This window comes from Pseudomonas sp. 32_A (genome assembly GCF_017490905.1).
Taxonomy (GTDB): Bacteria; Pseudomonadota; Gammaproteobacteria; order Pseudomonadales; family Pseudomonadaceae; genus Aquipseudomonas; species Aquipseudomonas inefficax.
This window is the reverse complement of sequence record NZ_JAFGYI010000051.1, coordinates 12,439-35,809: the sequence shown is the minus strand read 5'-3', so window position 1 is coordinate 35,809 and position 23,371 is coordinate 12,439. Positions and strand designations below refer to the sequence as shown.

At 62.7% G+C, this 23,371-nt stretch carries 23 protein-coding genes and 7 tRNA genes; 27 read left to right on the top strand and 3 right to left on the bottom strand.

The window, feature by feature from the left end; all coding sequences use genetic code 11:
* Nucleotides 1-91 precede the first annotated feature (91 nt).
* A complete protein-coding gene (locus tag J5M58_RS23295; RefSeq protein ID WP_207879747.1) occupies nt 92-670 on the bottom strand; it encodes a nucleoside triphosphate pyrophosphatase in 579 nt (192 codons plus the stop codon).
* A gap of 96 nt (nt 671-766) precedes the next feature.
* Here J5M58_RS23295 and J5M58_RS23290 point away from each other — a divergent pair, with 96 nt between their 5' ends.
* The 17 genes from J5M58_RS23290 to J5M58_RS23210 all read left to right on the top strand — a co-directional run bounded on the left by J5M58_RS23290 (nt 767) and on the right by J5M58_RS23210 (nt 15,221).
* Nucleotides 767-1,294, top strand: coding sequence for a YceD family protein (locus tag J5M58_RS23290; RefSeq protein ID WP_012313431.1), 528 nt, complete (start codon nt 767-769; stop codon nt 1,292-1,294).
* Between the two features lie 13 nt (nt 1,295-1,307).
* The gene (gene rpmF, locus J5M58_RS23285; RefSeq protein WP_003247154.1) at nt 1,308-1,490 is read left to right on the top strand and encodes a 50S ribosomal protein L32; all 183 of its coding nucleotides are present in this window, start codon (nt 1,308-1,310) and stop codon (nt 1,488-1,490) included.
* A 3-nt stretch (nt 1,491-1,493) separates the two neighbouring features.
* Complete coding sequence (plsX, locus tag J5M58_RS23280; RefSeq protein WP_207879745.1) at nt 1,494-2,504, top strand: phosphate acyltransferase PlsX; 1,011 nt, start codon at nt 1,494-1,496, stop codon at nt 2,502-2,504.
* Between the two features lie 252 nt (nt 2,505-2,756).
* A complete protein-coding gene (gene fabD, locus J5M58_RS23275; RefSeq protein WP_112253334.1) occupies nt 2,757-3,695 on the top strand; it encodes an ACP S-malonyltransferase in 939 nt (312 codons plus the stop codon).
* 15 nt (nt 3,696-3,710) lie between these two features.
* Complete coding sequence (fabG, locus tag J5M58_RS23270; RefSeq protein WP_003247160.1) at nt 3,711-4,451, top strand: 3-oxoacyl-ACP reductase FabG; 741 nt, start codon at nt 3,711-3,713, stop codon at nt 4,449-4,451.
* 202 nt (nt 4,452-4,653) lie between these two features.
* Nucleotides 4,654-4,890, top strand: a complete 237-nt coding sequence (acpP, locus tag J5M58_RS23265) for an acyl carrier protein (protein WP_207879742.1) — start codon at nt 4,654-4,656, stop codon at nt 4,888-4,890.
* Nucleotides 4,891-5,075: 185 nt separating this feature from the next.
* Nucleotides 5,076-6,320 (top strand): beta-ketoacyl-ACP synthase II, encoded by a 1,245-nt coding sequence (fabF, locus tag J5M58_RS23260; protein WP_112253333.1) that lies wholly within the window; start codon nt 5,076-5,078, stop codon nt 6,318-6,320.
* A complete protein-coding gene (gene pabC, locus J5M58_RS23255; protein ID WP_207879740.1) occupies nt 6,320-7,135 on the top strand; it encodes an aminodeoxychorismate lyase in 816 nt (271 codons plus the stop codon). Before fabF ends, pabC begins: the two co-directional genes overlap by 1 nt.
* A gap of 4 nt (nt 7,136-7,139) precedes the next feature.
* Entirely contained in the window at nt 7,140-8,342 is a 1,203-nt protein-coding gene (gene mltG, locus J5M58_RS23250; protein ID WP_112253331.1) for an endolytic transglycosylase MltG, read from the top strand.
* Nucleotides 8,343-8,351: 9 nt separating this feature from the next.
* Nucleotides 8,352-8,984 carry a dTMP kinase gene (tmk, locus tag J5M58_RS23245; RefSeq protein ID WP_207879738.1) on the top strand — a complete coding sequence of 211 codons (633 nt, stop codon included), beginning with the start codon at nt 8,352-8,354 and terminating at the stop codon, nt 8,982-8,984.
* Nucleotides 8,977-9,963 carry a DNA polymerase III subunit delta' gene (locus J5M58_RS23240; RefSeq protein ID WP_112253329.1) on the top strand — a complete coding sequence of 329 codons (987 nt, stop codon included), beginning with the start codon at nt 8,977-8,979 and terminating at the stop codon, nt 9,961-9,963. The genes tmk and J5M58_RS23240 overlap by 8 nt, the downstream gene beginning before the upstream one ends.
* Before the next feature lie 29 nt (nt 9,964-9,992).
* Nucleotides 9,993-10,775, top strand: coding sequence for a TatD family hydrolase (locus J5M58_RS23235; protein WP_207879736.1), 783 nt, complete (start codon nt 9,993-9,995; stop codon nt 10,773-10,775).
* A gap of 728 nt (nt 10,776-11,503) precedes the next feature.
* On the top strand, nt 11,504-12,139 hold the full coding sequence (locus J5M58_RS23230) for a TetR/AcrR family transcriptional regulator (protein WP_003260720.1): 636 nt from the start codon (nt 11,504-11,506) through the stop codon (nt 12,137-12,139).
* Nucleotides 12,140-12,391: 252 nt separating this feature from the next.
* Entirely contained in the window at nt 12,392-13,360 is a 969-nt protein-coding gene (locus J5M58_RS23225) for a GTP 3',8-cyclase MoaA (RefSeq protein ID WP_112253327.1), read from the top strand.
* A gap of 66 nt (nt 13,361-13,426) precedes the next feature.
* Nucleotides 13,427-14,032: a DUF4823 domain-containing protein gene (locus J5M58_RS23220; RefSeq protein WP_112253326.1), complete on the top strand. Its 606-nt coding sequence runs from the start codon at nt 13,427-13,429 to the stop codon at nt 14,030-14,032.
* Nucleotides 14,033-14,042: 10 nt separating this feature from the next.
* The gene (locus J5M58_RS23215; RefSeq protein ID WP_112253325.1) at nt 14,043-14,603 is read left to right on the top strand and encodes a DUF1285 domain-containing protein; all 561 of its coding nucleotides are present in this window, start codon (nt 14,043-14,045) and stop codon (nt 14,601-14,603) included.
* A gap of 216 nt (nt 14,604-14,819) precedes the next feature.
* A complete protein-coding gene (locus J5M58_RS23210; RefSeq protein WP_112253323.1) occupies nt 14,820-15,221 on the top strand; it encodes a cupin domain-containing protein in 402 nt (133 codons plus the stop codon).
* A gap of 57 nt (nt 15,222-15,278) precedes the next feature.
* On the opposite strand, the gene J5M58_RS23205 is transcribed toward J5M58_RS23210, so the two are convergent.
* Together J5M58_RS23205 and J5M58_RS23200 are read right to left on the bottom strand one after the other, a co-directional pair.
* Nucleotides 15,279-15,354: transfer RNA gene (locus J5M58_RS23205), tRNA-Asn, on the bottom strand.
* A 62-nt stretch (nt 15,355-15,416) separates the two neighbouring features.
* Nucleotides 15,417-16,613, bottom strand: coding sequence for an amino acid aminotransferase (locus tag J5M58_RS23200; RefSeq protein ID WP_075044142.1), 1,197 nt, complete (start codon nt 16,611-16,613; stop codon nt 15,417-15,419).
* A 288-nt stretch (nt 16,614-16,901) separates the two neighbouring features.
* Between J5M58_RS23200 and uvrB the strand changes: the two genes are divergently transcribed.
* The 10 genes from uvrB (at nt 16,902) to J5M58_RS23150 (ending at nt 23,281) form a co-directional block, all read left to right on the top strand.
* Entirely contained in the window at nt 16,902-18,917 is a 2,016-nt protein-coding gene (gene uvrB / locus J5M58_RS23195) for an excinuclease ABC subunit UvrB (protein ID WP_133970759.1), read from the top strand.
* Nucleotides 18,918-19,223: 306 nt separating this feature from the next.
* On the top strand, nt 19,224-20,705 hold the full coding sequence (gene gltX / locus J5M58_RS23190; RefSeq protein WP_025338230.1) for a glutamate--tRNA ligase: 1,482 nt from the start codon (nt 19,224-19,226) through the stop codon (nt 20,703-20,705).
* Between the two features lie 289 nt (nt 20,706-20,994).
* Nucleotides 20,995-21,070 (top strand) — tRNA-Ala (locus tag J5M58_RS23185).
* A gap of 72 nt (nt 21,071-21,142) precedes the next feature.
* Nucleotides 21,143-21,218 (top strand) — tRNA-Glu (locus tag J5M58_RS23180).
* Between the two features lie 53 nt (nt 21,219-21,271).
* Nucleotides 21,272-21,347 (top strand) — tRNA-Ala (locus tag J5M58_RS23175).
* Nucleotides 21,348-21,389: 42 nt separating this feature from the next.
* Nucleotides 21,390-21,465 (top strand) — tRNA-Glu (locus J5M58_RS23170).
* A gap of 60 nt (nt 21,466-21,525) precedes the next feature.
* Nucleotides 21,526-21,601: transfer RNA gene (locus J5M58_RS23165), tRNA-Ala, on the top strand.
* Nucleotides 21,602-21,643: 42 nt separating this feature from the next.
* Nucleotides 21,644-21,719 (top strand) — tRNA-Glu (locus J5M58_RS23160).
* A 173-nt stretch (nt 21,720-21,892) separates the two neighbouring features.
* Nucleotides 21,893-22,432, top strand: a complete 540-nt coding sequence (locus J5M58_RS23155) for a TetR/AcrR family transcriptional regulator (RefSeq protein ID WP_039615373.1) — start codon at nt 21,893-21,895, stop codon at nt 22,430-22,432.
* A gap of 15 nt (nt 22,433-22,447) precedes the next feature.
* Nucleotides 22,448-23,281, top strand: a complete 834-nt coding sequence (locus tag J5M58_RS23150; RefSeq protein ID WP_207879734.1) for an alpha/beta fold hydrolase — start codon at nt 22,448-22,450, stop codon at nt 23,279-23,281.
* Nucleotides 23,282-23,371 lie beyond the last annotated feature (90 nt).

Below are 23,371 nucleotides of genomic sequence, written 5' to 3'. Positions count from 1 at the left end.
CACGTTGCAACAAATGTGGGAGCGGGCTTGTCCCGCGAAGCGCCGCGCGGGCGGCGCTCGATCTCCCAGGCGCCAAAAATCTTGAGGCGAACTACGGGATAACCACCCCTTCCCTGGTCAACATATCCACCAACCTAATCAGTGGCAGCCCGATCAGGCTGGTCGCATCGCACCCGTGCGTGCTCTGGAACAGACTCACTCCCAGTCCCTCGGCCTTGAAGCTGCCGGCGCAGTCCAGCGGCTGTTCCGCCGCCACATAGCGCTCCACCCGCTCCCGGTCCAGTTCGCGCAGGGTCACGGTAAACGGCACGCAGTCCACCTGGCAGTGCCCGGTGGCGCTGTTCAGCAATGCCAGCCCGGTCAGGAAGCTCACCTGCTGCCCGCTGCACTCCAGCAGCTGCTCGCAGGCCCGCTCGAAGGTGTGCGGCTTGCCCAGTACCTGCTCGCCCAGTACCGCAACCTGGTCCGAACCGATGATCAGGTGCTCGGGGTGGCTGCCCGCCAGGGCCTCGGCTTTTTGCCTGGCCAGCCGGCGCACCAGTTCCATCGCCGGCTCATCATCCAGGCGCTGCTCGTCTATATCGGGGCTTGCCCAGGTGAAAGGCAGGCGCAGGCGCGCAAGCAGTTCGCGGCGGTAGGCAGAGCTGGAAGCCAGTAACAGAGGAAGCATGGTAGACTCCTGAATCAGTTGAACAAATTCTATCACGCACGATGCCGCCGAATTTCCTTTGACAGGGGCGGGGGGCATCCCTAGAATGCTGCGCCTATGTTGAATGACCCGATTCCACCTCACGTTGACCCGCGCAAATTAGCCGATCGTGGCGTAACCCTTAACGGTTCGCTGCAACTCGCTGATTTGGAAAGACTCTGCGACCCGCTTTCCGACAATGTCGGTACGGTGCAGGCGAAGTTCGATTTTGAACGAGATGAACAGCACGTAGTGGTTATCCACAGCGAGCTGGACGTCGAGGTCAAGATGGTTTGCCAGCGTTGTCTTGAGCTGGTCACCCTGCCGATCCACAGCGAATGTACTTACGCCGTGGTGAAGGAGGGTGCGAATACCCAGTCGTTGCCGAAAGGCTATGACGTGCTGGAACTGGGCGAAGATCCTTTGGATCTGCAGGCATTGATCGAGGAGGAGCTTCTGCTCGCCTTGCCAATTGTGCCTGCTCACCATCCGGAAGAATGCCAGCAGCCGGCGGGCGCAGACGAGCCCGAATCGAGCAAGGACGAGGTATCGCGGTCCAACCCGTTCAGTGTTTTGGCGCAGTTAAAGCGTGACCCAAACGTTTAGGAGTTAATCAATTATGGCTGTTCAGCAGAACAAAAAATCCCGCTCTGCCCGTGACATGCGCCGTTCGCACGACGCCCTGTCGGAAAACGCGCTGTCGGTAGAGAAAACCACCGGTGAAGTACACCTGCGTCACCACGTTTCGCCAGAAGGCGTATACCGTGGTCGCAAAGTGGTCGACAAGGGCGCTGACGAGTAATCCTTGTCCGCTCAGATCATCGCGATCGACGCAATGGGCGGGGACTTCGGTCCCCGCAGCATTGTCCAGGCTAGCATTGCCTGCCTTTCGGCTACCCCCTCGCTGCATCTGACCCTCGTCGGTCAACCCTCCCTCCTTGAAGATCTTGTCAGCGGCCTTGCGGCTGCGGATCGCGCGCGCCTGCAAATCGTGGCCGCCAGCGAGGTGGTCGGCATGGACGAGCGGCCATCCCAGGCGCTGCGCGGCAAGCCGGACTCGTCGATGCGCATCGCCCTCGAACTGGTACGCGACGGCAAGGCCCAGGCCTGCGTCAGTGCCGGCAACACCGGGGCGCTGATGGCGCTGTCGCGTTTCGTGCTCAAGACACTGCCGGGTATCGACCGGCCGGCCATGGTGGCTGCGATTCCGACCCAGGCCGGTTACTGCCAGTTGCTCGACCTTGGTGCCAACGTCGACTGCAGCGCCGAGAACCTCTACCAGTTCGCCGTGATGGGCTCGGTGGCCGCCCAGGCCCTGGGTGTGCAACGGCCGCGCGTGGCGCTGCTGAACATCGGTACCGAGGACATCAAGGGCAACCAGCAGGTCAAGCTGGCGGCCAGCCTGTTGCAGAACGCCCGCGGGCTCAACTATATAGGCTTCGTCGAAGGTGACGGGTTGTATCGCGGCGAAGCCGATGTGGTGGTGTGCGACGGCTTCGTTGGCAACATCCTGCTCAAGTCGAGCGAGGGGCTGGCGACGATGATCGGCGCGCGCATCGAGCAGTTGTTCAAGGGGGGCGTTTTGTCGCGGGCTGCCGGGGCTGTGGCCATGCCGCTGCTCAAGCGCCTGCAGGCCGACCTGGCGCCGGCGCGGCACAATGGCGCGAGTTTTCTGGGGTTGCAGGGCATCGTCATCAAGAGCCATGGCTCGGCCGGGGTGCAGGGCTTCCAGAGTGCCATCCACCGGGCCTTGATCGAGATCCAGGAAAACCTGCCGCAGCGCTTGCATGGGCGGCTGGAAGATCTGTTGCTGTAGCCTGTGCCGGCCCTTCGCGGGTAAACCCGCTCCCACAGGTGCCCCACAACTTTCAGGTCTGTGGTAACCCTGTGGGAGCGGGTTTACCCGCGAAAGGGCCGGTGCTGAAGGAATAAAGACCTTAGGCATATCGCCGATGAAGTGCTTAAATGTGACCGCTTAGGTTCCGTCTCCATCCAAGCTTTCAGATTCCGCGCCTGGCCCAGGGCCTGGCGCACCCTATCCGACGACAAGATCATAAGGGCTTGTTCAATGTCTGCATCTCTCGCATTCGTCTTTCCCGGTCAAGGTTCCCAGTCGCTGGGCATGCTCGCCGAGCTCGGCGCCGAGAAGCCAGTGATCATCGAAACCTTCAAGGAAGCGTCCGAGGCACTCGGTTACGACCTGTGGAAGCTGGTCCAGGAAGGCCCGGAAGAGCAACTCAACCAGACCGACAAGACCCAGCCGGCCATCCTCACCGCGTCCATCGCGCTGTGGCGCCTGTGGCTGGAAGAGGGTGGCGCCAAGCCAGCCTTTGTTTCCGGTCACAGCCTGGGTGAATACAGCGCCCTGGTTGCCGCCGGCAGCCTGAGCCTGAAAGATGCCGTGCGCCTGGTCGAGCGCCGTGGCCAGCTGATGCAGGAAGCCGTGCCGGCCGGTCATGGTGCCATGGCCGCCATTCTCGGCCTTGATGACGCCGTGGTCGTGGAAATCTGCGCCGAAGCGGCCGAAGACCAAGTGGTCAGCGCGGTCAACTTCAACTCGCCAGGCCAGGTGGTCATCGCCGGCAACAAGGCCGCCGTCGATCGCGCCATCGAGCTGTGCAAGGCCAAGGGTGCCAAGCGCGCCCTGCCGCTGGCGGTCAGCGTGCCGTCGCACTGTGCACTGATGAAGCCGGCTGCCGAGCGCTTTGCCGAGTCGGTCAACGCCATCGAATGGCACGCCCCGCAAATTCCTGTAGTGCAGAACGTCACCGCTGCCGTTGCCGCTGGCCTCGATGCCCTCAAGCACGACCTGCTGGCGCAACTGTACCAGCCCGTGCGCTGGGTCGAATGCGTGCAGACCCTGGCCGCCAACGGTGCCGTCAACCTGGTCGAGTGCGGCCCGGGCAAGGTGCTGGCCGGCCTGAACAAGCGTTGCGCCGATGGCGTGACCACCTACAACCTCAACACCCCTGACGCCGTCGCCGCCACCCGCGCGGCGCTGGCCTGATTTGGAGAAGCTTGCATGAGCCTGCAAGGTAAAGTTGCACTGGTCACCGGCGCCAGCCGTGGCATTGGCCAGGCCATCGCCCTCGAGCTGGGCCGCCAGGGCGCGACCGTGATCGGCACCGCCACTTCGGCCTCCGGCGCCGAACGCATTGCGGCAACCCTGAAAGAGCACGGCATCACCGGTACCGGCATGGAACTGAACGTGACCAGCGCCGAATCGGTTGAAGCTGTACTGGCCGCCATCGGCGAGCAGTTCGGCGCACCGGCCATCCTGGTCAACAACGCCGGTATCACTCGTGACAACCTCATGCTGCGCATGAAGGACGACGAGTGGTTCGATGTGATCGATACCAACCTGAACAGCCTCTACCGTCTGTCCAAGGGTGTGCTGCGTGGCATGACCAAGGCACGCTGGGGTCGTATCATCAGCATCGGCTCGGTCGTCGGTGCCATGGGTAATGCCGGCCAGGCCAACTACGCGGCCGCCAAGGCCGGCCTGGAAGGCTTCAGCCGCGCCCTGGCGCGTGAAGTGGGCTCGCGTGGCATCACCGTCAACTCGGTGACCCCGGGCTTCATTGACACCGACATGACCCGCGAGCTGCCAGAAGCGCAGCGCGAAGCCCTGCAGACCCAGATCCCGCTGGGCCGCCTGGGCCAGGCCGACGAAATCGCCAAGGTGGTTTCGTTCCTGGCCTCCGACGGCGCAGCCTACGTAACCGGCGCCACCGTGCCGGTCAACGGCGGGATGTACATGTAAAACTGCAACTCAATGTGACGGATTTCGTAAAAAAAGAGTCATACTGCGAGCCTAAAATCCGTTATAAAGCTGCAACCAGATTCCAGGCAGCGGGTGTGGTGACTGGTGTGAAGGTGCGTTTAGCTTGAAAAGCGAACGTCTTTCTATAAAATTAGCCACCGGCCAGCTGCCTGACATATATCCATTAGGAGTAAACCTAGGTATGAGCAACATCGAAGAACGCGTCAAGAAAATCGTCGCCGAGCAACTGGGCGTCAAGGAAGAAGAAGTGACTCTCGAGAAGTCCTTCGTCGATGACCTGGGTGCCGATTCGCTTGACACCGTTGAGCTGGTGATGGCTCTGGAAGAGGAATTCGAGACCGAAATCCCTGACGAAGAAGCCGAGAAGATCACTACCGTTCAAGCTGCCGTAGACTACGTCAAAGACCACCAGGCCTAAGACGCTCCAGTCGACGCTACTTGTCGGGGAAAACCGCACTGCCTTCGCCGGCGTGCGGTTTTTTCTTTGCGAGCGCCCCGCATTTCAGGCCGCTTTGTTCACCGCGCACCAAGAGCTTGTTGCCATTTCATTCCATTGCTTGAATGCAATGGCAAGAAACTCTGTGATTAGAAAAGGAGAGTACTGTGTCGCGTAGACGCGTCGTGGTCACCGGTATGGGTATGCTGTCGCCTCTGGGTACCGATGTACCGAGCACCTGGCAGGGCATTCTGGCTGGCCGCAGTGGCATTGGTCCGATCGAACACACGGACCTGTCTGCCTACTCCACCCGTTTTGGCGGCTCGGTGAAGGGCTTCGAGGTCGAGCAGTACCTCTCGGCCAAAGAGGCCCGCAAGCTCGACCTGTTCATTCAATACGGCCTGGCGGCCGGTTTCCAGGCGGTGCGTAATGCCGGCCTGGAAGTCACCGACGCCAACCGCGAGCGGATTGGCGTGGCCATGGGTTCGGGCATCGGCGGCCTGACCAACATCGAGGAAACCAGCCGCACCCTGCACGATTCGGGGCCGCGTCGTATTTCGCCATTCTTCGTGCCGGGCTCGATCATCAACATGATCTCCGGTTTCCTGTCGATCCACCTGGGTTTGCAAGGGCCGAACTACGCCATCGCCACGGCCTGCACCACAGGTACTCACTGCATCGGCATGGCCGCGCGCAACATCGCCTACGGTGAAGCCGATGTGATGATCGCCGGTGGCGCCGAAATGGCCGCGTGCGGCCTGGGCATGGGCGGCTTCGGTGCCTCCCGCGCACTGTCCACTCGCAACGATGAGCCAAGCCGGGCCAGCCGCCCGTGGGACAAGGGCCGTGACGGCTTCGTGTTGTCCGACGGCGCCGGTGCCCTGGTGCTCGAAGAACTGGAGCATGCGAAGGCACGTGGTGCGACCATCTATGCCGAGCTGGTCGGCTTCGGCATGAGCGGTGACGCCTACCACATGACTTCGCCGCCCGACACCGGCGAAGGCGCTGCCCGTTGCATGACCAACGCCTTGCGCGATGCCGGCATCCAGCCGCAAGAAGTCAGCTACATCAATGCCCATGGCACCTCGACCCCAGCGGGCGACATCGCCGAAGTCGCGGCGATCAAGCGCGTGTTCGGTGAGCATGCCTACAAGCTGGCGGTCAGCTCGACCAAGTCGATGACTGGCCACCTGCTGGGCGCTGCAGGTGCCGTGGAAGCGATCTTCAGCGTGCTGGCGATCAACAGCCAGATGGCCCCGCCCACCATCAACCTGGACGAGCCGGACGAAGGTTGCGACCTCGACTTCGTGCCGCACCAGGCACGCAGCATGCCGATCGATGTGGTGCTGTCCAACTCGTTCGGCTTTGGTGGCACCAACGGTTCGCTGGTGTTCCGCCGGTTCGCCGGTTGATGCAAAGCTGGCTCGATGGCCAGCCGGCGGCTGCGGTGAACCTGCAGAACCGCGGCCTGGCCTACGGCGATGGGCTGTTCGAGACCATCGCCGTACGTGGTGGCCGGCCCAGCCTGCTGGACGGCCACCTCGCACGCCTGGCGCTGGGTTGCCAGCGGCTGGCAATCAGTGCCGACCTGGCGCTGGTGCGCGACGAACTCCTGCGCTATGCCAGCCAGCTCGGAGATGGCGTAGCCAAACTCATTCTTACTCGTGGCGACAGCCAGCGCGGTTACGCGCCGGTTGCCGGTGCCGCGCCGCGGCGTATCCTGCAGGGCAGCCCATTGCCCAGCTATCCTGTCGAACATGCCGAGCATGGCGTGCGCCTGTTCCCGTGCCAGACCCGGCTCGGGGAACAACCGCTGCTGGCCGGTCTCAAACACCTCAACCGCCTGGAGCAGGTACTGGCCCGTGCCGAATGGCAGGACAGCGAACATGCCGAAGGCCTGATGCGTGACGGGCAGGGCAGGGTGATCGAAGGGGTGTACAGCAATCTGTTCCTGGTGCGCGATGGTGTGCTGCTCACGGCTGATCTCAGCCGCTGTGGCGTCGCTGGCGTGATGCGCGCTGCGTTGCTGGAGCAGGCAGCGCTGCTGGGCATCCCGGGGCAGGTGTGCGACCTGCCGTTCGAGGCGCTGGAGCAGGCCGATGAAGTATTTGTCTGCAACAGCGTCTACGGTGTCTGGCCCGTGCGCGGCGTTGCCGCGCTAAACTGGTCGCCGGGCCCGCTCACCCGTAAACTGCAGGCCGTTGCCCGTACGTTACTGGAAACCTGAATTCGTGAGACGTAAATTCCTGCTGCTGCTGGAAATGGGCTTGATCCTCGCCGGCCTTGCCGTGGGCTGGTCGGCCTGGAAGGTCAACTCGGTCCTGCAGCAGCCCCTGCACGTGACAGAAGAGCGTCTGCTCGACGTGCCCAATGGCACCAACCCCAATCGCATGTTCTATCGCATGCAGAGCGAAGGGTTGCTCAACGATGCCGTCTGGTTGCGCCTGTACTGGCGCTTCAACATGGCCGGCACTCCCCTGCACACTGGTGAGTACCGCCTGACCCCTGGCATGACCGTGGAGCAACTGTTCGATGCCTGGCGCCGGGGCGATGTGGTGCAGTACAACCTGACCCTGGTCGAAGGTTGGACCTTCCGCCAGGTGCGCTCGGCCGTGGCCAGGCATGAAAAGATCAAGCATACCCTGGACGGGCTTTCCGATTCGGAAGTGATGGACAAGCTTGGCCATACCGGCGTGTTCCCCGAGGGGCGCTTCTTCCCGGACACCTACCGCTTCGTGCGTGGCATGACCGACGTCGAGCTGCTGCAACAGGCTTACATGCGCCTGGACGAAGTGCTGGCCAAGGAGTGGGCCGAGCGCAGCACCGACCTGCCTTATCGTGACCCGTACCAGGCGCTGATCATGGCCTCGCTGGTGGAAAAGGAAACCGGCATACCCCAGGAGCGCGGGCAGATCGCCGGCGTTTTCGTACGGCGCCTGCGTCTGGGCATGATGCTGCAGACTGACCCGACGGTAATCTATGGCATGGGTGAGCGCTACAACGGCAAGATCACCCGCGCCGACCTGCGCGAGCCGACGCCCTACAACACTTACACCATCACCGGCCTGCCACCGACCCCGATCGCGATGGTTGGCCGCGAGGCGATTCACGCGGCGCTCAACCCGTCCGATGGCACCAGCCTGTATTTCGTCGCCCGTGGCGATGGTAGCCACGTGTTTTCCGACGACCTCGACGACCACAACTCTGCTGTGCGCGAGTTCCAGCTCAAGCGCCGTGCGGACTACCGCTCCAGCCCCGCGCCGCAATCGCAGCCAGACACACAGCCACAACCAGGTGCCGACGAGGCCCAGCAGCCCGAGGCGCCTGCCGATGAGTCACCTGCGCAGCCAGCGCCCGACCAGCCGCCTGTGCAGGACGCCCCTGCCGGCGGCGCGCAAGCGGCCGAGCGGCCGATGCCTGACGAACAACATTAAGGACTGCCTGTGAGCGGCTTGTTTATTACTTTGGAAGGCCCCGAAGGCGCGGGCAAGAGCACTAACCGCGACTACCTGGCCGCGCGCCTGCGCGAGCAGGGCCTGGATGTGGTGCTGAGCCGTGAGCCCGGCGGCACACCGCTGGCCGAAAAGGTCCGTGAGCTGCTTTTGGCGCCCAGCGATGAAAGCATGGCGGCCGACACCGAGCTGCTGCTGGTGTTCGCGGCGCGTGCCCAGCACCTGGCGCAGGTGATTCGTCCGGCGCTGGCGCGCGGGGCCGTCGTCTTGTGTGACCGGTTTACCGATGCCACCTACGCCTATCAGGGCGGCGGTCGCGGGTTGCCGGTCGAGCGTATCGCCACCCTGGAGCAGTTCGTCCAGGGCGACCTGCGCCCCGACCTGACCCTGGTCTTCGACCTGCCGGTAGAAGTGGGCCTGGCCCGCGCCGCCGCCCGCGGTCGTCTCGATCGTTTCGAACAGGAAGGCCAGGCGTTCTTCGAAGCCGTGCGCCAGGCTTACCTGCAGCGCGCCGAGCGCGCGCCACAGCGCTACCGTCTGCTCGACGCCGGCCAGTCGCTGGAGGCCGTGCAGCGCGCAATCGATGCGCTGCTACCAGGCATCGTGGAGCGTTGCCGTGGCTGAGGCCTACCCCTGGCAGCAGGCCCTCTGGCAACAACTGGCCGGTCGCAGCCAGCATGCCCACGCCTATCTGCTGCACGGGCCGCAGGGTATCGGCAAGCGCGCCCTGGCCGAGCGCCTGATGGCGCGTCTGCTGTGCCAGCAGCCCTTAGGCCTGGATGCCTGTGGCGGGTGCAAGTCCTGTCTGTTGCTCAAGGCCGGCAGCCATCCGGACAACTTTGTCCTCGAACCCGAGGAAGCTGACAAACCGATCAAGGTCGATCAGGTGCGCGAGCTAGTGGCCTTCGTAGTGCAGACCGCACAGCTGGGTGGGCGCAAGGTGGTGCTGATCGAGCCGGTGGAGGCAATGAACATCAACGCCTCCAATGCCCTGCTCAAGAGCCTCGAAGAACCCTCTGGCGATACCGTGTTGCTGCTGGTCACCCACCAGCCCAGCCGCCTGTTGCCGACCATCAAGAGCCGTTGCCAGCAGGTTGCCTGCCCGCAGCCCAGCCTGGCCCAGAGCCAGGCCTGGCTGGCCGGCGCGCTGCCCGACAGTGACGAGGCCGAGCGCGACGAGTTGCTGACCCTGGCTGCCGGTTCGCCGCTGATGGCGGTCAGCCTGCAGGCGCAAGGCGTGCGCGAGCAGCGCGCGCTGGTCACCGACGGGGTAAAGAAGCTGCTCAAGCAGCAGCAATCCCCCAGTCAGCTGGCTGATGCCTGGAACGGTGTGCCGCTGTTGCTGCTGTTCGACTGGTTCTGCGATTGGGCGCACCTGATCCTGCGCTACCAGTTGACCCAGGACGAGGAGGGGCTAGGCTTGGCCGATATGCGCAAGGTGGTGCAGTACCTGGCCCAGAAGAGCCGTCAGGCCAAGGTGCTGGAGGTACAGGCATGGATCCTGGAGCAACGCCAGAAGGTGCTGGGCAAGGCCAACCTCAACCGCGCCCTGCTGCTTGAATCGCTGCTGGCCCACTGGCTGCAGTTGCCGGGCGCCCGCTGATTTTCATTTTTCATGTGTGCCGTTATCCCATGCTCGTAGATTCCCATTGCCACCTCGACCGTCTTGACCTGAGCGCCCACCAGGGCTCCCTCGATGCTGCCCTGCAGGCGGCGCGTGAGCGAGGGGTCGGGCACTTCCTCTGTATTGGCGTCAGTGCCGATAATGCTGCTGCGGTGAAGGCGCTGAGCGAGCGCTACGCCGATGTCGATTGCTCGGTGGGCGTGCACCCGCTGGACCTGGCACCGGGTGAAACGCCGGCGCTGGAATGGCTGCTGCGCGAACTGGCTCACCCACATGTGGTGGCGATTGGTGAAACGGGGCTGGATTACCACTACGAGCCGGAAGCAGCCGAGTTGCAGCAGGCCTCGTTCCGCCTGCACCTGGAGGCCTCGCGGCAGACCGGCAAGCCGGTAATCGTGCACACCCGTGCGGCGCGTGCCGATACCCTGGCGCTGCTGCGCGAGGCCAGCCTGCCGCAGGCCGGCGTGCTGCACTGCTTCACCGAAGACTGGGACATGGCCAAGGCGGCGCTGGACCTGGGGTATTACATTTCGTTGTCTGGCATCGTTACCTTCCGCAATGCCGATGCCCTGCGCGATGTGGCGCGGCAGGTGCCGGTCGATCGGCTGCTGGTGGAGACCGATTCGCCGTACCTGGCGCCGATCCCGCATCGGGGCAAGCCGAATTTGCCGCAGTACGTGCGTGAGGTGGCGGAGTATGTGGCTTCGTTGCGTGGGGCCAGTTATGAACAGTTGGCCGAACAGACCACTGCCAACTTCAAGCGCTTGTTCCCGTTGGCGCGGGTGAGCTGAGCCGTAGGGCTTTGAGGTGGTGCCCGGGCACCAGGAGCCTGCCACAACAATTTCAGCGCCTATGAGATCGAGCGCCGCCCGCGCGGCGCTTCGCGGGACAAGCCCGCTCCCACATTTGTTGCAACGTGCCAAATCTGTCAGGCCATGGTTGCCAGCCTTGTTGCCTTGACTCAATTTCTCGGCTGGCGCTGCTGCCGCCCAACCTACCTCAAGCCATGCACCAGGGCGGGCAACGCCTCTCCCACAGACATGGCCACGTTGCAACAAATGTGGGAGCGGGCTTGTCCCGCGAAGCGCCGCGCGGGCGGCGCTCGATCTCACAGGCGCCGCATGGGTTGTGGCATGCACCTGCAAGCTCCCATGCAATCCCCCGAAATCCCTTACCGCGCTTTCGCCCCCGAAACCCATAAAAAAAACCCGGGTTCTGGGGGGGGAATCCGGGTTAAGACCATTAGGAGTAAAACAAAGGTACGCGGTCCCTGAGCACCTTTATCGGCGCGCCACTTGGGGGGGATGCGCCGCGCCAACACTTCAAGTATTGGTCAGGTTTGGCGCAGTGCCAGCGCATATTGATCGTTTTTTAAACAGATTTGGAATACGCCAAGGTTTCATTCCTCCCGCAGCGCATGGCAGTAAGCATCGTGAAACACAGACATGCTTGGATGATCCGTGCAATTTCCCGCAAGATAGGCATAATAAACCGCTTCGATTGTCATCCAGTCCTTCCTATGCAGAAAGAACCTCGTAAGGTCCGTGAGTTTCGCCGTCGCGAACAGGAAATCCTCGACACCGCGCTCAAGCTGTTCCTGGAACAGGGAGAAGACAGCGTCACCGTCGAGATGATCGCCGACGCCGTGGGCATCGGCAAAGGCACGATCTACAAGCACTTCAAGTCCAAGGCGGAGATCTACCTGCGCCTGATGCTCGACTACGAGCGCGACCTGAACGCGCTGTTGCATTCGGCCGACGTCGATCGCGACAAGGAAGCCCTGTCGCGAGCCTACTTCGAGTTCCGCATGCGCGACCCGCAGCGCTACCGGCTGTTCGACCGCCTGGAAGAAAAGGTGGTCAAGGGCAACCAGGTGCCGGAAATGGTCGAACAGCTGCACAGCATCCGTGCGTCCAACTTCGACCGCCTGACCCAGCTGATCAAGGGCCGAATCAGCGAAGGCAAGCTCGAAGACGTTCCGCCGTATTTCCACTACTGCGCCGCCTGGGCGCTGGTACATGGCGCCGTGGCGCTGTACCACTCGCCGTTCTGGAGCAATGTCCTGGAGGACCAGGAAGGCTTCTTCCAGTTCCTGATGGACATCGGCGTGCGCATGGGCAACAAGCGCAAGCGCGATCCCGAACCTTCCAACTGAGATCAGCTCATCAAGTTTGCACGGCCCTGTGGGAGCGGGTGTGCCCGCGAACACCGGCACAGCCGGTGCCAGCCACCGCGTTGAATTCTTCGCGGGCACGCCCGCTCCCACAGGGGCCGCGTTGCGCTTACAGGTTGAGTTCTTCGGGCGACAGCGGTCTCATACAAAATTCGGCAAATCTCTTGGGGGCTTGCAAAAACCTGATTTATGAGTCAGGTTTTGCCAGCCCCATCATCCATGCCGGAGTCATTCATGATCGTCGATCGTCAAGGCAGGCGTTTTCGCAACCTGCGCGTCAGCCTGACGGCTGCCTGTAATTATGCCTGCACCTACTGCGTGCCAGACGGCAAGCGCCTGGTGGCAGCACAGGATGAACTGCCGGCGGATGCCCTGGCGCGTGGCGTGGCCTACCTGATCGAAGCCGCCGGCATCGAGCGCTTGCGCATCACTGGCGGTGAGCCATTGGTCAGTCCGCGCCTGGATGCCTTCCTGGCTGCCGTGGCCAAGCTCGACCTTGACGATATTTCGCTGACTACCAATGGCCAGCTGCTGGCGCGCAAGTTGCCCCAGTTGCAGGCGGCAGGCATCCGCCGCTTGAACGTTTCCCTCGATACCCTCGATCCACACGCCTTCCGCCGTATTGCCCGGGGCGGCGACCTTGCCAGCGTGCTGGCGGGTATGGAACAGGCCAGCGCCATGGGCATGCAGATCAAGGTAAACATGGTGCCGATGCGCGGGGAGAACCTCGATCAGGTGTTGCCGCTGCTGGATTACTGCCTTGAACGCGGCTTCGAACTGCGTTTCATCGAACTCATGCGCATGGGTCACCTGGCCCGTGACCACAACGCCTTCCTGCAGCAGTTCGTCGGCCTCGACCAATTGCTCGCACTGATCGCTGACAAGCATGGCTACGTTCAGGTCGATGCGCCGTTGGATGCCACCGCCTTGCGTTATCAGGTGCCCGGCAAAGGCCACTTCGGCGTGATCGCCAACGAAAGCGTACCGTTCTGCCGTACCTGTTCGCGGCTGCGCCTGTCCTCCACGGGCTGGTTGCATGGCTGCCTGTCCTCGGGCAATCGCCATTTCGTCGGCGACTTGCTGGAAAAGCCGCGCCATCAGGCGCTGCCGGCCCTGCAACGCTTGCTGGTCAAAGCCTTGGCAGACAAGCAGGACCTGGCGTTTTCTGGCGATGTGATGGTGATGAAGGTGATCGGTGGCTGAAGCTGGCGCAAAAGCTGCATCCGCCGGCTATTCGCCGGTTTTTCGTCGCCGGCCACTGGAGGAAAGATGCGTAGCCTGGTTTTGCTGCTGGCGCTGATAGCGCTGGGCGGTTGCATGAATGTCAGCGATATGGGCGAGGGCGTCCGTTACCACCTGAGCGATGCCGGTCTGCTGGACCACAGCGATACCCGTCGTACCCTGTCAATCCGCCTGCAGCCTGATTCGTTCATCTTCATCGGCCAGGGCGCGTTCGTGCCGCCGGGCAAGGGGCCGGTGCCGCGGCAGAATGCGGTGGCCGAGCAGGCCTTCAAGAGCTTCGTCGAGTATTTCCCGCTGGTACGCCGCGCTCAAGGGCCACTGGGCCTGGAAGATGCCATAGCCCAGGCGCGTTCGGTGGGTGCCGACTACGTGCTGTATACCCGCTTCGCCCGCACCGACGACCGTATCGGCAATGGCGACGAGTGGTATGACGAGCAGGCAGTCGACCGCCTGGGCTGGGACACCGGTGTGGTGCAGATGATGCTCATCGAAACCAGCACCCGCTACCTGATCGATACTGCGCGGATCAAGAGCCGTGGCGGTTTGTTGACGTTCCACGATAATACCCCGGAGGATTTGCTTGGCGCGCCGATGCGCGAGTACGCTCGTAGCCTTCTGGGTATGAGTGAATGAGGCAAGCGTGATGAGCGATTCCGGCAAAGCCAATGATCTTCTGGCGCAGATCCCCAAAGCCAAGGGCTTGCCGCCGGTGCATCTGTGGAACCCGGACTTTTGCGGTGACATCGACATGCGCATCGCCCGCGATGGCACCTGGTACTACCTGGGCACGCCGATCGGTCGCAAGCCGATGGTGCGGCTGTTTTCCACCATCATCCGCCGCGATGGCGATGATTACTTCCTGATTACCCCGGTAGAGAAGGTGGGCATCCGCGTCGACGATGCGCCGTTCGTGGCCGTGGCGCTGGAAGTGGAAGGTGAGGGTGAACAACAGGTGCTGCGCTTCACCAGCAATGTCGAGGACCAGGTCGAAGCCGGGCCGGCCAACCCGCTGCGCGTGGTGATCGACCCGGACACTCAGGAGCCATCGCCGTATGTGCTGATGCGCAGCAACCTCGAGGCGCTGATTCATCGCAATGTGTTCTACCAGTTGGTGGAGCTGGCGGTGCCGCGCGAGATCGAAGGGGAAGAGTGGCTTGGGGTGTGGAGCCAGGGCGAGTTTTACCCGATCGGGCGTAGCAGCTGAAATTGTGTTGCCAGTGCTGGCCTCTTCGCGGGTGAACCCGCTCCCACAGGGTTCTCCACAGGTTTCAACGGCTGCGCTGTTCCTTGTGGGAGCGGGTTTACCCGCGAAAGGGCCGGCACAGGCAAAATCGGCCCCCTGCTTTTCCCCCGAATTGGCCATTTGCCATCGGCCAGTCAGGGCCTAACCTGCCGGCAACCGCCCTCAGGAGAAGCCCCCATGAAACCCCTAGCCATCATCCTCTTCGCCCTGCTCGCCACCCAAACCCCCGCCTGGGCACACGGCGACACCCCCGACCAGGTCAAGGTGCTGCAGCAGCAACAACCTTCGAACGCCCCCGGCAAGAACGCCGTGATGCTCACCGTCAGCTATGCCCCCGGCCAGGCATCACCCGCACATCGGCACCCAGGCGCGGTAATGGCCTACGTACTGGAAGGGGCAGTGGTATCGAAGCTCAACGATGAGCAGGAAAAGACCTACAAGGCAGGCGAATACTGGTACGAGGCGCCGGGTACCGTACACAGCGTGTCACGCAACGCCAGCAAGACCCGGCCGGCCAAGCTGCTGGTCTGGAGCCTGGTGGACGAGGGCAAGCCGGTGACCGAGCCGCTGGCTCAATAAGCCCGACGCAACGAAAAGCCCCCGGTCGCTTGCGCACCCGGGGGCTTTTTCAGTGTCTGGCTCCGCGACCTGGACTCGAACCAGGGACCCAATGATTAACAGTCATTTGCTCTACCGACTGAGCTATCGCGGAATCTGTGCGTATCTTACTGATTGCCTAGGGGAAGTCAAGCCACCCCTAGGCAAAACAAGGAGTTACAGCACCTGGACGATAGCTTTGGTCACCACGTGGATGTTGCTCTGGTTCAGCGCGGCCACGGCGATGCGGCCGGTGTCCAGCGCATAGATGCCGAACTCGTTCTTCAGGCGGGCGACCTGTTCGACGGTCAGGCCCGAGTACGAGAACATGCCGACCTGGCGACCGACGAAGCTGAAGTCGCGGTTGGCGCCATACTCGGCCAGCAGCGAAACCATCTGCTTGCGCATGCCGTGGATGCGCTCGCGCATTTCGGCCAGCTCGGTTTCCCACATCTGGCGCAGTTCGGCGCTGTTCAGTACGGTGGCAACGATGGTTGCACCGTGGGTCGGCGGGTTGGAGTAGGTGGTGCGGATCACGCGCTTGACCTGCGACAGCACACGGGTGCTCTCGTCCTTGGAGGCGGTAACGATCGACAGCGCACCGACGCGCTCGCCGTACAGCGAGAACGACTTGGAGAACGAGCTGGATACGAAGAACTCCAGGCCCGACTCGGCAAACAGGCGCACGGCGAAGGCGTCTTCGGCGATGCCGTCACCGAAGCCCTGGTAGGCCATGTCGAGGAACGGCACGTGGCCCTTGGCCTTGACCACTTCCAGGACGTTTTTCCAGTCGTCCAGGCTCAGGTCGACGCCGGTCGGGTTGTGGCAGCAGGCGTGCAGCACCACGATCGAACCGGACGGCAGGTTGTTCAGGTCTTCGAGCATGCCAGCGCGGTTGACGTCGTTGGTCGGCGCGTCGTAGTAGCGGTAGTTCTGTACCGGGAAGCCGGCCGATTCGAACAGCGCGCGGTGGTTTTCCCAGCTCGGGTCGCTGATGGCAACCACGGCGTTCGGCGACACACGCTTGAGGAAGTCGGCACCAATCTTCAGCGCGCCGGTACCGCCGACGGCCTGCACGGTAACCACGCGGCCAGCGGCCAGCAGTGGCGACTCGGCGCCGAACAGCAGCTTTTGTACAGCCTGGTCGTAGGTGGCGATGCCGTCGATCGGCAGGTAGCCGCGCGAGGCGTGCTGGGCGGCACGCTGGGTCTCGGCTTCGATCACGGCGCGCAGCAGCGGAATGCGGCCTTCCTCATTGCAGTACACACCCACGCCCAGGTTGACCTTGTCGGTACGTGGGTCGGCGTTGAATGCTTCGTTGAGGCCCAGAATAGGGTCGCGGGGTGCCAGCTCGACAGCGGAAAACAGGCTCATTGTTACCTTGGCTCTGATTGGAGTGTGATAGGACGTACACGCTCCAGCCCGAATGCACTGAAGCGGTGCACAAACGGGGAGTCAGTATAGTGATACCGACCGGTCACCGCGACAGTCCCGCATCGCTTTTCCGGCCTTTTGCGCAAATATTTTTCGACCATTGGTCTAATTGCCGGGTCCACCGTAACAAGCGCTCACAGCTGTGCCTTGAAAGCGTCCCCCGGCGGGCGTATTTGGGTATAGACTACTGGCTAAATTTACAGTTGCTGCAACACCGCGAGGTCCGTCATGTCCGAGTTCCAGCTCGTCACCCGTTTCCAGCCGGCCGGCGACCAGCCCGAGGCCATCCGCCAGATGGTCGAAGGCATCGAGGCGGGGCTGTCGCACCAGACGCTGCTCGGGGTGACCGGTTCTGGCAAGACCTTCAGCATCGCCAACGTCATCCAGCAAGTGCAGCGGCCAACCCTGGTGCTGGCGCCGAACAAGACCCTGGCCGCGCAGCTGTATGGCGAATTCAAGGCGTTCTTCCCTAACAATGCGGTGGAGTATTTCGTCTCCTACTACGACTACTACCAGCCTGAAGCCTATGTGCCGTCGTCCGACACCTTCATCGAGAAGGACGCTTCGATCAACGACCACATCGAGCAGATGCGCCTGTCGGCGACCAAGGCGCTGCTCGAGCGGCGTGACGCCATCATCGTCACCACGGTGTCTTGCATCTACGGCCTGGGTAGCCCCGAGACCTACCTGAAGATGGTCCTGCACGTGGACCGCGGCGACAAGCTCGACCAGCGCGCGCTGCTGCGCCGCCTGGCCGACCTGCAATACACCCGCAACGAGATGGACTTCGCCCGCGCCACCTTCCGCGTACGCGGCGATGTGATCGACATTTTCCCGGCCGAATCGGACCTCGAGGCCATCCGCATCGAACTGTTCGATGACGAGGTCGAGAACATTGCCGCCTTCGACCCGCTGACCGGCGAAGTCTTCCGCAAGCTGCCGCGTTTCACCTTCTACCCCAAGAGCCACTACGTCACCCCGCGGGAAACCCTGCTGGAAGCAGTGGAGGGCATCAAGGAAGAGCTCAAGGACCGCCTGGAGTACCTGCAGAAGGCCAACAAGCTGGTCGAGGCCCAGCGCCTGGAGCAGCGCACCCGTTTCGATCTGGAGATGATCCTGGAGCTGGGATACTGCAACGGCATCGAGAACTACTCGCGCTACCTGTCCGGCCGCCCGGCCGGGGCGCCGCCACCCACCCTGTACGATTATCTGCCAGCCGATGCGCTGCTGGTGATCGACGAATCCCACGTCAGCGTTCCGCAGGTCGGTGCCATGTACAAGGGCGACCGCTCACGCAAGGAAACCCTGGTCGAGTACGGCTTCCGCCTGCCTTCGGCGCTGGACAACCGGCCGATGCGTTTTGACGAGTGGGAGGATGTCAGCCCGCAGACCATCTTCGTATCCGCCACCCCAGGCCCCTATGAGGCCGAGCATGCCGGGCGCGTGGTGGAGCAGGTGGTGCGCCCGACCGGGCTGGTCGACCCACAGGTGGAAGTGCGCCCGGCGCTTACCCAGGTGGATGACCTGCTGTCGGAAATTCGCAAGCGCGTTGCGCAGGGCGAACGGGTGCTGGCCACCACGCTGACCAAGCGCATGGCCGAAGACCTTACCGACTATCTGGCCGACCACGATGTGCGGGTGCGTTACCTGCACTCGGACATCGACACCGTCGAGCGGGTGGAGATCATCCGCGACCTGCGCCTGGGTACTTTCGATGTGCTGGTGGGCATCAACCTGTTGCGTGAGGGCCTGGACATGCCCGAGGTGTCGCTGGTGGCGATCCTCGATGCAGACAAGGAAGGCTTCCTGCGCTCCGAGCGTTCACTGATCCAGACCATCGGCCGTGCTGCGCGTAACCTCAATGGCCGGGCCATCCTGTATGCCGACAACATCACCGGTTCCATGCAGCGCGCCATCGACGAGACCGAGCGTCGTCGCGAGAAGCAGATCGCCTTCAACCTGGCCAATGGCATCGTGCCCAAAGGCGTGGTCAAGGACATCACCGATATCATGGAAGGCGCCACCGTGCCGGGTTCGCGCAGCAAGAAGCGCAAGGGCATGGCCAAGGCGGCGGAGGAGAGCGCCCGTTACGAAGCCGAGCTACGTACGCCGGGCGAGATCACCAAGCGCATCAAGCAGCTGGAAGAGAAGATGATGCAGTTCGCCCGCGACCTGGAGTTCGAGGCCGCGGCGCAATTGCGCGACGAAATTGCCCAGCTGCGGGAACGGTTGATTACCAGCTGATTGCTTTGTCACCTGTACTGGCCTTTTCGCGGGTAAACCCGCTCCCACAGGAATCTCGCGCTTTTCGATAGCTGTGTAGTATTTGTGGGAGCGGGTTTACCCGCGAAGAGGCCAGTACAGGCAACCACTCAATGGGATTTTCCAGCCTTCAATCTTTCATGCAACCAGCGTGTCGACATCACTGCCACCCTGCTGAACCGCCAACCCGGTCTCCACAAAACGGAAGGCATCGCGCCATTGCTGGAGCCCGATGCCTGCCTCCTGCTAACATCCCGCCTTTGTTTCATCTTTCGTTCGAGACCCTCCATGACCACCGTACGCACGCGTATCGCGCCATCGCCTACCGGCGACCCCCATGTTGGCACTGCCTACATCGCCCTGTTCAACTACTGCTTTGCCAAGCAGCACGGCGGTGAGTTCATCCTGCGCATCGAAGACACCGACCAGTTGCGCTCCACGCGCGAGTCGGAACAGCAGATCTTCGATGCGCTGCGCTGGCTCGGCATCGAATGGAACGAAGGCCCGGATGTCGGCGGCCCGCACGGCCCGTACCGGCAGAGCGAGCGTGGCGAGATCTACGCCAGGTACGCCAAGGAACTGGTTGACGCCGGCCATGCCTTCTACTGCTTCTGCACCGCCGAAGAGCTGGAGCAGATGCGCGCCGAGCAGCAAGCTCGTGGCGAAACCCCGCGCTACGACGGCCGCGCGCTGTTGCTGAGCGCCGAGGAAGTGCAGCGCCGCCTGGACGCTGGCGAGCCGCACGTGATCCGCATGAAAGTGCCGAGCGAAGGCGTGTGCGTGGTACCGGACATGCTGCGTGGCGATGTCGAAATCCCGTGGGACCGCATGGACATGCAGGTGCTGATGAAGAACGACGGCCTGCCGACGTACTTCCTGGCCAACGTGGTCGACGACCATCTGATGGGCATCACTCACGTGCTGCGCGGCGAAGAGTGGCTGCCTTCGGCACCCAAGCTGATCAAGCTGTACGAATACTTCGGTTGGGAACAGCCCAAGTTGTGCTACATGCCGCTGCTGCGTAACCCGGACAAGTCCAAGCTGTCCAAGCGCAAGAACCCGACCTCGGTGACGTTCTACGAGCGCATGGGCTTCATGCCCGAGGCAATGCTCAACTACCTGGGGCGCATGGGCTGGTCGATGCCGGACGAGCGCGAGAAGTTCTCGCTGGCCGAGATGGTCGAGCACTTCGACCTGTCGCGTATCTCGCTGGGTGGCCCGATCTTCGACATCGAGAAGCTGTCCTGGCTGAACGGCCAGTGGCTGCGCGAACTGCCGGTCGAGGAGTTCGCCGCGCGCCTGCAGAAGTGGGCGTTCAACAGCGACTACATGATGAAGATCGCCCCGCACGTGCAGGGCCGGGTGGAAACCTTCAGCCAGGTTGCGCCGCTGGGCGGGTTCTTCTTCGAAGGCGCGCTGAAGCTGGACGCCAAGCTGTTCGAAAGCAAGAAGCTGTCGGCCGACCAGGTGCGCCAGGTAATCCAGCTGATCTTGTGGAAGCTCGAAAGCCTGCGTCAGTGGGAAAAAGAGCGCATTACCGGTTGCATCCAGGCGGTGGTCGAGGCGCTGGAGCTGAAGCTGCGTGACGCCATGCCGCTGATGTTTGCCGCCATTACCGGCCAGGCCAGTTCGGTTTCGGTACTGGATGCGATGGAAATCCTTGGCCCGGACCTGACCCGCTACCGCCTGCGCCAGGCACTGGACCTGCTGGGTGGTGTGTCGAAGAAAGAAAACAAAGAGTGGGAAAAGCTGCTGGCTTCTATTGCCTGATAACGCTCCTGAGGCCATCGCCGAACCTGTGGGAGCGGGTTTACCCGCGAATACGAGGGTGCATGCACCGCCGCCTTCGCGGGTAAACCCGCTCCCACAGGGCTCACTGTTCAGCTTTTGGTAGGGGCAGGGCGGTAAGTGATTGTTATCTGTGAAAATTTTTTTGAATATTTTGAAAAATTAGTTTGACAGCCCTGCAATCCGATCTTAATATGCGCCCCGTCCACAGCGATGAACGAAAACGGAACGCCAGGCACCCAGCCAGCGCTTCGGTTCAAAGCGACATTGTGGGGCTATAGCTCAGCTGGGAGAGCGCCTGCATGGCATGCAGGAGGTCAGCGGTTCGATCCCGCTTAGCTCCACCAAATTCCGCTTGGCAGTCAAGGCTGTCGGGCAAGACCGGGTCCAGCAACCGGGTCTTGAAGGTAAGAAGGTTCGTCCCCTTCGTCTAGTGGCCTAGGACACCGCCCTTTCACGGCGGTAACAGGGGTTCGAGTCCCCTAGGGGACGCCAGTTTTGTACAAGCGATGTTTCAGGATGTCGCTGGGCCGAGAGGCTAGAAATCCGGGGCTATAGCTCAGCTGGGAGAGCGCCTGCATGGCATGCAGGAGGTCAGCGGTTCGATCCCGCTTAGCTCCACCAATTTTGCCGCGGTTCGCGTAAGCGGATCGGCACGAAGGTTACGTCCCCTTCGTCTAGTGGCCTAGGACACCGCCCTTTCACGGCGGTAACAGGGGTTCGAGTCCCCTAGGGGACGCCACTTTTCCTGCGTTTTGCAGGGCTTTAAAGGCTCGTCGATTACTGATGAGCCTTTTGTTTCGGGGCTATAGCTCAGCTGGGAGAGCGCCTGCATGGCATGCAGGAGGTCAGCGGTTCGATCCCGCTTAGCTCCACCATTTCTGCCAGGGTTCACACGCGTGAATCTTCGCGAAGGTTACGTCCCCTTCGTCTAGTGGCCTAGGACACCGCCCTTTCACGGCGGTAACAGGGGTTCGAGTCCCCTAGGGGACGCCACGTTTACCCGCGTTTTGCGGGACTTTGAAGGCTCATTCGATTATTGAATGGGCCTTTTGTTTTTTTCCCCTGCTCATAAATTCGCGACCGACAGTCGGCTGCAGATTCTGCTTGCCAAAAAATATTATGAGAATAATATTTCGATCATCATATTTTGATCGGCGAGTGGCCTGATGAGCGACAAGAAGAGCAGAACCCGCGAGCGCATTCTCGAGGCGGCACGAAGTGCGCTGATCCAGCACGGGCCGGCCGAGCCCAGCGTCAGTCAGGTCATGGGCGCAGCAGGCCTGACCGTTGGTGGCTTCTATGCCCACTTCGACAGCAAGGACGAGCTGATGCTCGAAGCGTTCCGCCAGTTGCTGGGCGAGCGCCGCGCCTTGCTCGCGCAGATCGACCCCAGCCTTGATGGCGCCGGGCGACGAGCGCTGGCCAGCGCCTTCTACCTGTCGCGCAAGCACCGTGATGCCGAGGTGCACGCCTGCCCGCTGCCCAACTCGCTGGGCGAGATGCAGCGCCTGCCCGAGGCCTTCCGTGAGGTGCTGGCCGAGCATATCGAGTTGATGACTGCCGCCATGGTCGACCGCCCCGAGGACGCCGACAAGGCCTTGGCCGACCTGGCCCTGATGGTTGGCGGCCTGGCGCTGGCCCGTGCCCTGGGCACCAGCGAGCTGTCTGATCGTATTCTGCGCGCCGCCAAATCGGCGGTGCTTTGACCCTGGAGCATGGCGATGACTACCCTGAGCTGGATTCGTGGTGTCAATGGCACCCTGGGCCGCCTGGCCCCTGAGCATGTCGCGGGCAAGATGCGCCGTGCCTTCATGACCCCGCGCAATCTGCCGCCGCGGGATTGGGAATTGCCCGTGCTGGCCAGCGCCGAGCGCATCACCCTGCGCTTCGGCTTGTCGGCCTTGCGCTGGGGCAAGGGGCCGACCGTGCTGCTGATGCACGGCTGGGAAGGGCGCCCGACCCAATTTGCCGCGTTGATCGAAAGCTTGGTCCAGGCCGGGCACACGGTGGTGTCGCTGGAGGGACCGGGGCATGGGCGTTCGCCCGGCGAGCAGGCCAATGTGGTGCTGTTTGCCCGAGCGCTGCTGGAGGCGGCCGCCGAGCTGCCGCCGCTGCGCGCGGTGATTGGCCATTCCATGGGCGGCGCCAGCGTGCTGCTGGCCTTGCAGATGGGCCTGCGCGCTGAGGCGGCGGTGAGCATTGCTGCCCCGGCGCGATTGTTGGGCGTGTTGCGTGGCTTTGCCCATCGTCTGGGGCTGCCGGCACGAGCGCGGGCGGCGTTCATTCGCCAGGTGGAGCGGGATGTGGGCATGCAGATTGCGCGGCTGGATGTGACTGGTTACCAGCTGGAGTTGCCTGGGCTGGTGGTGCATGCCGCCGATGATGCGTTGGTGGCAGCCGATGAGGCCCAGGTTATCCACAAGGCATGGTTCGATAGCCGCCTGGTGCTGCTGGAGGCGGGTGGCCACCAGCGGGTGCTATCCGACCCGCGCTTGAGTGAAGCGGTGCTGGAGCTGCTGGCCCGGGCTGGTGCGCCGACGCGGCAAAGCGCCTGAGCATCCGTTACACTCGGTACGACTCCGGGGCTGCTGCGCAGCCCTTTCGCGACACAAGGCCGCTCCCACAGGGACCGCGAAACACCACAG